The organism is Drouetiella sp. (assembly GCF_059504425.1).
On sequence record NZ_JCACIN010000129.1, the window covers coordinates 1 to 10,545 of the forward strand.

The 10,545-nt window shown below is 47.0% G+C and carries 8 protein-coding genes and 2 pseudogenes; all 10 read left to right on the forward strand.

What is annotated here, in order from left to right:
* The first annotated feature begins 843 nt into the window (after positions 1-843).
* On the forward strand, positions 844-1,047 hold the full coding sequence (locus AC5JMP_RS28005) for a hypothetical protein (protein WP_495854791.1): 204 nt from the start codon (positions 844-846) through the stop codon (positions 1,045-1,047).
* Between the two features lie 387 nt (positions 1,048-1,434).
* Positions 1,435-1,677 (forward strand): helix-turn-helix domain-containing protein, encoded by a 243-nt coding sequence (locus AC5JMP_RS28010; protein ID WP_495854792.1) that lies wholly within the window; start codon positions 1,435-1,437, stop codon positions 1,675-1,677.
* Between the two features lie 2 nt (positions 1,678-1,679).
* Positions 1,680-4,435 (forward strand): annotated as a pseudogene (locus AC5JMP_RS28015) (type I restriction endonuclease subunit R).
* A 91-nt stretch (positions 4,436-4,526) separates the two neighbouring features.
* Positions 4,527-5,132 (forward strand): Uma2 family endonuclease, encoded by a 606-nt coding sequence (locus AC5JMP_RS28020; protein ID WP_495854793.1) that lies wholly within the window; start codon positions 4,527-4,529, stop codon positions 5,130-5,132.
* Position 5,133: 1 nt separating this feature from the next.
* Complete coding sequence (locus tag AC5JMP_RS28025; protein WP_495854794.1) at positions 5,134-5,382, forward strand: DUF2281 domain-containing protein; 249 nt, start codon at positions 5,134-5,136, stop codon at positions 5,380-5,382.
* Positions 5,369-5,752 (forward strand): type II toxin-antitoxin system VapC family toxin, encoded by a 384-nt coding sequence (locus tag AC5JMP_RS28030; protein ID WP_495854795.1) that lies wholly within the window; start codon positions 5,369-5,371, stop codon positions 5,750-5,752. The genes AC5JMP_RS28025 and AC5JMP_RS28030 overlap by 14 nt, the downstream gene beginning before the upstream one ends.
* Before the next feature lie 10 nt (positions 5,753-5,762).
* Positions 5,763-7,364: a restriction endonuclease subunit S gene (locus AC5JMP_RS28035; RefSeq protein WP_495854796.1), complete on the forward strand. Its 1,602-nt coding sequence runs from the start codon at positions 5,763-5,765 to the stop codon at positions 7,362-7,364.
* Between the two features lie 34 nt (positions 7,365-7,398).
* Positions 7,399-7,866 carry a hypothetical protein gene (locus AC5JMP_RS28040; protein ID WP_495854797.1) on the forward strand — a complete coding sequence of 156 codons (468 nt, stop codon included), beginning with the start codon at positions 7,399-7,401 and terminating at the stop codon, positions 7,864-7,866.
* A 111-nt stretch (positions 7,867-7,977) separates the two neighbouring features.
* Positions 7,978-9,822: a DUF262 domain-containing protein gene (locus tag AC5JMP_RS28045; RefSeq protein WP_495854798.1), complete on the forward strand. Its 1,845-nt coding sequence runs from the start codon at positions 7,978-7,980 to the stop codon at positions 9,820-9,822.
* Positions 9,823-9,824: 2 nt separating this feature from the next.
* Positions 9,825-10,511, forward strand: a pseudogene (locus tag AC5JMP_RS28050) (type I restriction-modification system subunit M); the annotation flags it as partial.
* Positions 10,512-10,545: the final 34 nt, after the last annotated feature.

Genomic DNA, 10,545 nt, shown 5'->3' on the forward strand with positions numbered 1-10,545 from the left:
CACCCAATGCATGGTCGTCTCCTTTCCCTTTTCTAGTGCTCGTCTCCCCATAAATCGCATTGCAGCAGACAGTTGAAGATTTCTTCGTCTATCGTTTTGGTCAATTTGCTGCCGCTGAATGCAATCGTTAGGTTGCTGTGTCTTGATGAGAAGACCCTAAACCCACAGCCCCCACCCACCGCTACCGCAAAGCTTGTCCTCAACCTAACAAAGCATCCACAGTCGAAGAGGCTATAGAAAGTAATCCTCGCTCAGCAAAGCCCCGTCAAGTCAGCAACGCTCAAAGCCCTGATGAGAGAGGCGATTGAGCTTAATCGCAATTCAGAATATGCACAGGTAATGATGCTATGAGATAGGGTGATCCTCTGTTAGCAAAGCCCTGATAAGAGAAGCGAAGCTCTGCCATCCAAGTCAATGAAGCCTCGATCGCCATCAAACGCTCATTTAGGGTACGCTCAAAGCCTTGAAAAGCTTGATATCAAAGGGTTTATTGCTAGAAAAAGTACCCTAAATAAGCAATTGCAGTGAAATCAGGCTCAAGTAGTCCAGGATGCAGTCCTTGATGGGTCAATATAGTACAATTGAACTGCTACAAGATCCACCCTCCTGCCTGCCGGAAACGGTGGGCTTTTTGGCAAGGAAGGTGGATCTTGCGTGATACTCATCACGGGCAGCGTTAAACCACTGCCCTATGATCGCAGCAGCATTCTACACATCATGCTCCCTGCCCATCCATTAGCGATGGGCTTTTGCTTGGGCATCCTACCTAGCCTTGAGCAATCCAGCAGGCTTCATGTTAGGTTGACAGTCGCTGTGCCATGTCTTTGTTGTTGCTCCATAGACTTGCTCCATCGCACAAGCCAGGTCTGGAAACAGTTGGGGCAAGACAAGGTGATTCCAAGCCGTGAGGGAGCAGCTCAGCACTACAGCAGAAGAGAGCAAGATCTTGAGGCGCAGGATCATATTAGGGGGAAAGGCGATCTAATCAATTTACGAGGTGGCATCTATGGCGATCGCCTGCTATTAGGGTGCCCACAAAAGCGTTGAGCTATCCCTACCTGGCACGGGCATTGAAAACTCTTATCTCTCGATGGTTTAGCTAGAATAACCACCGCTACTTAATGTGCATCTTGACCTTAATTCTGGGAGAAATAATGATGATCATTTAGAGCTAAAGCTGAGGATGAATCCTTGAGCAATGTTTTGCAATGACTTGTCGCATAACCTCTTTGACCTCCCGATGAAGGGCTCTGGCTTGATTCCTTCCAGTAGTGGTTATGTGATCGCCTAGATGAAATAAAGCGCGCTTGACCTCGATTGCTAATTTATGAATTTGGTGAATCTATTGTAAAACCAAGACGATCGCCAGTTGGCAGTGCCAAGATGATGGGTACCCTGAATATGGCACCTGCCATATTGACATTTGGTTTGGTCATGTCAGTTATCAAGCAACCTGAATTTAGTCAGTTAGTCCAAGAGATGCGTCATCGCAGTGGGCTAACTCAAGCCGAACTTGCTGCCAAGATTGGGGTGTCGTATTACTCTGTTAACCGCTGGGAGAACCAGAAAACAATGCCTGTTTCTTTGGCTTTAAAGCGTGTTGAAGAGATTTTGCGTGAGATGGGCGATCGCGGTGCAGACCTGCTGGAACAGTATTTTCCTGTTGAAGGGCAGTAGCTATGGCGTCAGTAAATCAAAACCCGGAACAGCAAGCCCGCGATCGCATTGACGAGCTTTTGAAGCAAGCAGGTTGGGATGTTCAGCCCAAGAGAAACATTAATCTGAGTGCGCGTTTGGGTGTCGCTGTACGGGAATATCAGACTGATGCTGGCCCCGCTGACTATGTGCTGTTTGTCGATCGTCAGCCCATCGGCGTGATTGAAGCCAAACGAGAAGAGGAAGGTCATCGTTTGACGGTAGTAGAAGAGCAGTCGAGCGAGTATGCCGATAGCAAGCTCAAATACCTTAACAACCAGCCTTTGCCGTTTATCTATGAGAGCACTGGCATTCTCACACGCTTCACCGATCGCCGTGACCCCAAGCCGCGCTCTCGCCCAGTCTTTTCATTCCATCGTCCTGAAACATTTCAAGCCTGGTTAGCCCAGGATCAATCGCTCAGAACACGGTTGCTGGATTTGCCTGAACTGCCGATTGAGGGGCTAAGGGAGTGTCAGATTCGCGCCATCAATAATCTGGATATCTCGTTCAAAGCGACTCGACCTCGCGCTCTGATTCAAATGGCGACGGGGAGTGGTAAGACATTTACCTCGATCAACTTTATCTACCGCCTGTTGAAGTTTGCAAAAGCTCAGCGGGTCTTGTTTTTGGTGGATACTAAGAACCTGGGCGAACAGGCAGAGCAAGAGTTTATGGCTTACACGCCCAATGACGATAACCGCAAGTTCACTGAGCTTTATGCGGTGCAACGGTTGAAGTCGAGCTATGTGGCGACCGATAGCCAGGTCTGCATTTCCACGATTCAGCGGCTCTACTCCATTCTCAAAGGAGAGGAGCTAGAGGATAAGGCAGAGGAGGCAAACCCAAATGAATGGGTGCAGCCTAAAGCCCCATTGCCTGTGGTGTATAGCGATCGCCTGCCAATCGAGTTCTTTGACTTCATTGTGATTGATGAGTGCCACCGCTCGATCTACAACATCTGGAAGCAGGTGTTGGACTACTTTGATGCGTTCTTGATTGGGCTGACGGCGACGCCTGATAAACGCACCTTTGGCTTCTTTAATGAAAATGTGGTGAGCGAATACACCCACGAGCAGGCTGTGATCGATGGGGTAAATGTGGGCTATTTGCCCTACATCATTGAAACCGAAATTACAAAGGATGGTAGCCGACTGGTTGCTAAAGAGTATGTAGAAAAGCGAGAAAAGTTGAGCCGTAACCAGCGCTGGGCACAGCTAGACGAAGAGATTACCTACTCTGGCAAACAGCTAGACAAGAATGTGGTTAACCCCAGCCAGATTCGTAACGTGATTCGCGCCTTTCGAGACAAGCTACCGGAGATCTTTCCCAATCGGCAGGAGGTGCCGAAGACGCTGATTTTTGCTAAGGATGATAGTCATGCCGACGACATCATCAAAATCGTGCGGGAAGAGTTTGGCGAGGGCAATGCCTTTTGCAAGAAGGTGACGTATAAAGCAGAGGAAGACCCCAAATCGGTGTTGGCGCAGCTGCGAAATGATTACTATCCTCGGATTGCGGTCACGGTGGACATGATTGCCACGGGCACGGATGTGAAACCGCTAGAATGCCTGCTGTTTATGCGGGATGTGCGATCGAAAAATTACTTTGACCAGATGAAAGGTCGGGGAACGCGCACCCTCGATATGGATGCTTTGAAGAAGGTGACGCCATCTGCTCAAACGGCTAAGACCCATTTTGTGATTGTTGATGCGGTCGGTGTTACAAAGACATTAAAAACAGACACCCGTGCGTTAGAGCGCAAGTCCTCTGCTGCCATCAAAGATTTGATGATGGGCATTCACATGGGGGCAGAGGATGAGGATGCGTTTTTGTCGTTGGCAAGTCGGCTAACGCGGCTGGAACGACAGATAACCCCGAAGGAGCAAAGCAGGCTTCAGGAATTGTCCAGCGGCAAGAACATCAAGGCGATTGCTGAGGCGCTGCTGAATGCCTATGACCCAGATGTGATTTTTGACAAAGCGATCGCCGACAACAATCTATCTGCAACCGAAACACCCACGGATGGTCAGCTAGAAACCGCTCAAAAGTCCCTAATTCGGCAAGCGGCAGCCATCTTTACGGGTGATCTAATTGATTATGTAGACAATGTGCGCAAGGTTCACGAGCAGATTATCGACACAGTGAATCTCGATCGGGTGACGTTTGCCGGATGGGATCAGCAGGCTAAGGATCAGGCACAGTCGGTGATTCAAGATTTTGCCCAGTTCATTGAAGCCAATAAGGATGAAATTACGGCGCTGCGAATCTTCTACAATCAGCCCTACCAGAGGCGATCGCTCACCTATCAAATGGTGCAGGAGGTGTTGGATATCCTGAAATTGCAAAAGCCGAACCTGGCTCCGCTGCGGGTTTGGCAAGCCTACGAGCAGGTCGAGCAGGTAAACGGCAAAAGCCCGATTAGCGAACTGGTAGCGCTGGTCTCGCTGATTCGGCGAGTGGTGGGGACGGATGCCAACTTGACCAACTACGAAGCCACGGTGAACCGTAATTTTCAGGATTGGGTGTTTCGCAAGCAGGCAGGGGCGTTGAAGTTCTCTGAGGAGCAGGTAGAGTGGCTACGGATAATGAAGGACTATATCGCTACCTCGTTTCACCTAGAGACGGACAATTTGGAGTATGAGCCGTTTGGCATGGGGGGACAATCAAGATGTATGACCTGTTTGGCGATGAAATGGAGTCGCTGATTGAGGAATTGAATGAAGCGCTGGCGGCATAATGAGAAAGAGGTGAATATCCGTCGGAGCGATCGATCTGCATTGGATCTCAACCGTGAAGCTGTTTGTCCCATCCACCTGTAAAGTAAGGCAATGACTCAACTACTTGAAAACCCAATTGAGCAACGGATTGTTCACGGCGGGCATACGTGGGAACAGTTTAAGCTGATTCAGCAGGGATTTGAAGGTTTTCCTGGGGTCAGGCTATTTTACTACAACGGGACGGTTGAAATTCTGATGCCGGGACGTGATCATGAGGTATTTGCTAGCTTCATCGGCTATTTGGTGATGACGTTTCTGCTAACCAAGGGTATTCGCTTTAAACCTACCCGCTCAATGACTCAAGAAAAAGCGGGGGTGGTGTCTGTTCAAGCTGATGAGTCGTATTGCATTGGCGAGGCAAGTATTAATGACTCTAGAGCAATTCCCGATCTTTCCATTGAGGTTGTTTTTAGCAGCGGGGGGGAAGGGAAGCTGGCTCGATATCAGGCTTTGGAGGTCAAGGAGGTTTGGTTTTGGGAAGATGGAGTCTTCAGCCTCTACCATCTGCGGGAGGGGGGCTATCAGCGAGTCGATCGCAGTCAACTACCAGGATTGCAAGAGTTGAATATTGATTTGCTGAATCGCTGCGTGATGCTAGCTGAAACTGATGAAGGGAAGGCTGTGGCAGAATTTCGACGGGCAATCGAGGAGAGGTAGAATGGATAGCGCGGAAAAACTCTATGAGCTAGTAAAAGCTTTACCAGAGGATCAAGCGGCAGAGGTTTTAGACTTTGCAGAGTTTCTGCTGCACAGGTCTAAGCTCCGGGCAGAGCAGAATGAAACCCAGAAGGAAGCACCACAAGCTGGCAGGCTTCTATCAGAATATGCCGGAATTTTGAAAGACTCACCAAACTTTAACGAAGATCCCGTCGAACTCCAGAGAAAAATGCGTGATGAATGGAGTTAGGTTTCTTCTAGACACAAACTATGTGATTGGCTTGGTCAAGCAACAGGAAGCCGTGGTCAAAGTTGTGACCGATCGCACTATTGAAACCAAAGCCTGTGTCTATAGTTTCGTCACGCGGATCGAGTTGCTAGGGTTTCCAGGCATCACATCGCAAGAAATAGATGGCATTGAGCGCACATTAGCCCAAATGCAATACACTGCCTTGACCAAAGAAATTGAAGATTGCACGATCGCCCTTCGACGAAACTACCGCTTAAAAACACCCGATGCCATCATTGCGGCTACTGCCAAATGCTTAACGCTGGAACTATTGACTCTAGATCAGCAGTTGGTAAACCGGATGCAAGAGATTGAAGCGAATGCAGAGTGATAGGTAACGAATGACGAAAGGGAACAGAGAAGTTAGAGAATTGCCGAAAGGGTGGTTACTCACAAAGCTTGGGCAAGTTTGCGAAGTAGTTAGAGGTGGTTCTCCAAGACCAATGGGAGATCCCAAATATTTTTCAGGCAGTATTCCTTTTATCAAAATTGCTGATATCACAAAAATTAAAGGAAAAACTATTTTTGATGCTGAAACTAAAGTGAATGAAGAGGGTTCTAAGAAAAGTCGTTTGTTACCAAGAGGATCTTTAATACTGTCTAATAGCGGTACAGTTTGTATACCAAAATTTCTTGGTGCTGAAGCCTGTATACATGATGGTTTCGTATCTTTTTTAGGTTTGCCAAACGAGATAAGTAAAGAATTCCTCTTTTACTATTTTCAATACCTTAGACCCTATGTAGTCCAAAAACATAAGCAGGGGATTACTCAGGTAAACCTAAACATAGAAATTGTTAGTGATTTTGACTTAGAGCTGCCACCGACCAATGAGCAAAATCGAATTGTTGAAAAAATTGAGGAGTTATTTTCTGATGTAGATCAGGGTGTTGAAAGCCTGAAAACAGCGCAGAAGCAGCTAAAGGTTTATCGTCAGGCGGTGTTGAAGTGGGCGTTTGAGGGGAAGCTGACCGAGGAATGGAGAAAGCGGCAATCAACCCTCAAAACTGGAGAAGCGTTGTTGGCTCAAATCAAGGCAGAGCGCGAAAACCGCTATCAGCAACAGTTGGCAGACTGGGAGAGGGCTGTTAAGGAATGGGAGGCGATCGGGAAGGTAGGGAAGAAGCCTACTAAACCATCAAAGCCCAAAGAACTAATGCCTTTAACTCAACTTGAACTAGCTGAATTACCAGAACTTCCTATTGGTTGGTGTTGGGCAAGCGTTGAACAGTTGGGCTATGTACAACTAGGACGACAGAGATCACCACAAAATCGATCAAAAGATTTTCCAACTAAGTATATCAGGGCTGCCAATATTACTGAGAATGGTTTTGATTTGACCGATGTTTTAGATATGGAATTCAAGCCCCATGAATTTCAGCAATACCAACTGAAGAGCGGGGATATTCTTCTTTCAGAAGCATCTGGTAGCCCTGAACAAGTGGGCAAACCTGCTGTATGGCGTAATCAAATTCCAAATTGTTGTTTTCAAAATACAGTTATTCGATTTAGACCAACATATTTGTCAAGTGAATACTTCTTGCTTATCTTCAAAAATTTATACTCCAATGGAATTTTCTCAAATATCGCGAGTGGAGTTGGGATCAACCATCTGAGTGCTAATAAATTTTCAGCAATTCCTATTCCGTTAGCACCTCTAGAAGAACAAGAACAAATTGTTCAAGAAATTGAATCACGCTTGTCTATTTGCGATCAACTTGAAGCAACCCTTATTGAAAACCTGCAAAAAGCTGAGGCACTGCGGCAGAGCATTCTTAAGCAAGCCTTTGAAGGCAAACTGGTGCCTCAAGACCCCAACGACGAGCCAGCCGAGACGCTGTTAGAGCAGATTCGAGCGGAGAAGTCTGTCAATAAGAACCCCTCTCGAAAACCACGTAAAACACAGGATGCACAGATTCAACTTGACTTAGCAACAGATAATTGATTCAAAATTCCACAGCTTATTTGCTTAAAAGCTCATGACTACACTAGAAATCATTGATGTTGTTACGAAACTACTTGGGCTTATCTCAATTATTTTTGCTGGTATTGCGCTTTGGCAAAGCAGCCGTTATGCCCGTAGGCAGTGGAACCTCGATGCATTCACTTATTACACTGAAAAATATGAACGAATCATGAGTTCATTCCCTAAAAATGCTTATATGTATAGGTTTGAGATTGACAAACAAATTCAATCTAATGAAGAAATACGTCTCGCTGCTCTTAGATACTTGAATTTGACTTCAGAAGAGTACTATCTCTGGAAAGATCACTATATCAGTAACGATGTCTGGAAGATATGGAAACCAGAAATCATCAGAACCCTTCAAACTCCGCTGTTCGTCCGAGAGTGGCAAACTCTCAGGCACGAGTTCAAGTCTTACCCTGCATTTTCACAATTTGTCGACCGAATTCAAGCAGAAACAACTTTAATCTTCAATAGATAGTCTTGATATTGATGCTTTCGCAGGGCATATCTGTGAAGGTTTTAGGTTGGGGGGGCATATTAGAGAGCGGAAGTTCCTCGAAGTTAACCACTACACAAGGCGATCGCTACTATGGTCGATATCGCTCCAGACAAACAGAATATCGATGGTGTTTTTTCTAACACGGTCTATTACATCGACTTCTACCAACGCGATTACAAATGGACAGAGGAGCCAGTCACCCGGTTGCTGGACGATGTTTTCTATAAGTTTAGCCAGGAATACGCACTCCGCAAAGATCTTGCGCCTTCCAAAGAAACCATTACCGCCCGATATCCCTGGTACTACCTGAATACCTACGTCACCAACACGATCGACGGCAAAGTGTATATCGTAGACGGGCAGCAGCGCCTCACCACCCTGACACTCATTCTCATCAAGCTCTATCACCTAGCACAGCAGTTTGACTCAAGAGCTGAGAACTGGCTAGAAAGCAAGCTGGTTGGCTTCTCAGGGATGGAGCATCAGTTCTGGATGAACCACGAACGCCATAAACAGACATTGGAAGCCCTCAAAGCTGGTGACGACCTAGGATTGATCGACACCGCCTCCGGCATTACCGCCGTCAATTTGGTAAAAAACTATAAAATCATCACCACCTATTTAGACAAAGAGTTAACCGACCAGCACAAGCTAGAGTCCTTTGTTTTCTACTTCCTCTATAGGCTAGTGCTGATCAACCTGGCGGTCGAGCAAACCGATGTGCCGATGGTGTTTGAGGTAATCAACGATCGCGGTGTGCGTCTGCGTCCCTACGAAATCATCAAAGGCAAACTGCTGGGTCAAATTGACAAGCTAGAGCTAGACCAGCGCGACTACAACGGATTTTGGGAACACCAAGTTCGATCTATCAACGATTCCTACGAAGACGAAATCGACACCTTCTTCCGGTATTACCTAAAGGCAAAATTTTCAGACGCCCGTAGAGATGGCACTCGCTTTGATGGAGATTACCATCGAGAAATGTTTAGCCACAACATGAATGGTGTACTACATCTTACCCATAACCCATCGGGGGTTAAAAACTTTCTAGACGGCGACTTCAAATATTTCACAACTCTTTATCTACAACTATTGAAAGCTCAAGAAGTCGAACATTCTGACTATCCTCATGTTTTTCTAAATCGACTTAACGACATGGACGGACAGTACCTGTTAATTCTGTCCAGTTGTTGTCTCAAAGATCCAGAGGAAAAAGCAAAAATTCGCACCGTTGCCGCTGAGATCGATCGGCTTTTCTCCTTACTCCAATTGCAAAACGCTTACGACAGCAACGCCTTTGGCGAACGGCTCTACCGCATTTCAGCCGAGATCCGCAACAAACCCGTCCAAGACATCCGCTCTGCATTCGATCGCCATTTGATGGAGGAGCTATCACGCCAGCGATCGGCTACCGTAACCGAACCCTTCCAATACACCTTTTTTCGCAACACTGGCATCAACCTCAATACCCGCTTTAAGCGCTACTTCTTTGCCCGTATCGAACGCTTCTTAGCTGAACACACCAACATGCAGATGAAGCAGCCAATTGAGGATCTGGTTCTTAAGACGGGATATGTGAATGGTTTCCACATCGAGCACATACTTTCCCACAACGACCAGAACAAGGCACTGTTTGACAGCAACGAAGAACTATTCGAGCAGGAACGGAATCGCCTGGGTGGATTGCTACTGCTCAAAGGGAGAGACAATATCTCTAGCAGCAATGAGCTTTACGCCAATAAACTCAAGAGCTACGCCAACACACTCTACTGGAACGAAACTCTTCGTGACGACTCATATAGGTCAAAACTAGATATGAATGCGCTGATCACCAGGTTCAACCTGGATCTGCGCCCCTTCGACAGCTTTGGCCCCAACGAGCTGGAGTCTCGCCAAAAGCTGCTGTTTGACATTAGTTCTCTGATTTGGAAATAGTAATGAGCACACAGGCGATCGTCTCTAAAGTTTGGAGCTTCTGTAACACCCTACGCGACGATGGGGTGGGCTATGGCGACTATCTGGAGCAGTTGACCTACCTGCTGTTTCTCAAGATGGCAGACGAGTACAGCCGCCCACCCTACAAGCGCAACACTGGCATTCCAACAGAATATAACTGGAGCAGCCTCACCACCAAACGTGGCGCAGAACTCGAACTCCACTACCTCAAAGTGCTGCAAGAACTCAGCAAAGAGAAAGGCATCCTGGGACAGATTTTCACCAAAGCTCAAAATAAGATTCAAGACCCGGCAAAGCTGTTCAAGATCATCGACCTGATCGACAAAGAAAGCTGGGTGCGCATGGGAGCCGATGTCAAAGGCGAAATCTACGAAGGGCTGCTAGAGAAGAATGCTGAAGACACCAAAAGTGGAGCAGGGCAATACTTCACCCCCCGTACCTTAATCTGGGCAATGGTCGAGTGCATTCGCCCGGAGCCGTTGAAGACGATCGCTGACCCTGCCTGCGGCACTGGAGGCTTTTTCCTAGCAGCCTATGATTTCTTAGTCAAAAACTACCAGCTCGATAAAGAGCAATCCCAGTTCCTCAAAGACAAGACTTTCCGAGGCAACGAGATTGTGCAAAGCACTCGTCGCCTTGCCCTAATGAATAGACCTGTCCGAAATATAAATAGTGGTAAAGAAAGATGGTAGAACGGAGTTT

What these genes read in the sequence shown, in the direction of transcription:
- AC5JMP_RS28010 (WP_495854792.1), top strand. Translation starts at nt 1,435, where the DNA reads ATGTCAGTTATCAAGCAACCTGAATTTAGTCAGTTAGTCCAAGAGATG.
- AC5JMP_RS28020 (WP_495854793.1), top strand. Translation starts at nt 4,527, where the DNA reads ATGACTCAACTACTTGAAAACCCAATTGAGCAACGGATTGTTCACGGC.
- AC5JMP_RS28025 (WP_495854794.1), top strand. Translation starts at nt 5,134, where the DNA reads ATGGATAGCGCGGAAAAACTCTATGAGCTAGTAAAAGCTTTACCAGAG.
- AC5JMP_RS28030 (WP_495854795.1), top strand. Translation starts at nt 5,369, where the DNA reads ATGAATGGAGTTAGGTTTCTTCTAGACACAAACTATGTGATTGGCTTG.
- AC5JMP_RS28035 (WP_495854796.1), top strand. Translation starts at nt 5,763, where the DNA reads ATGACGAAAGGGAACAGAGAAGTTAGAGAATTGCCGAAAGGGTGGTTA.
- AC5JMP_RS28040 (WP_495854797.1), top strand. Translation starts at nt 7,399, where the DNA reads ATGACTACACTAGAAATCATTGATGTTGTTACGAAACTACTTGGGCTT.
- AC5JMP_RS28045 (WP_495854798.1), top strand. Translation starts at nt 7,978, where the DNA reads ATGGTCGATATCGCTCCAGACAAACAGAATATCGATGGTGTTTTTTCT.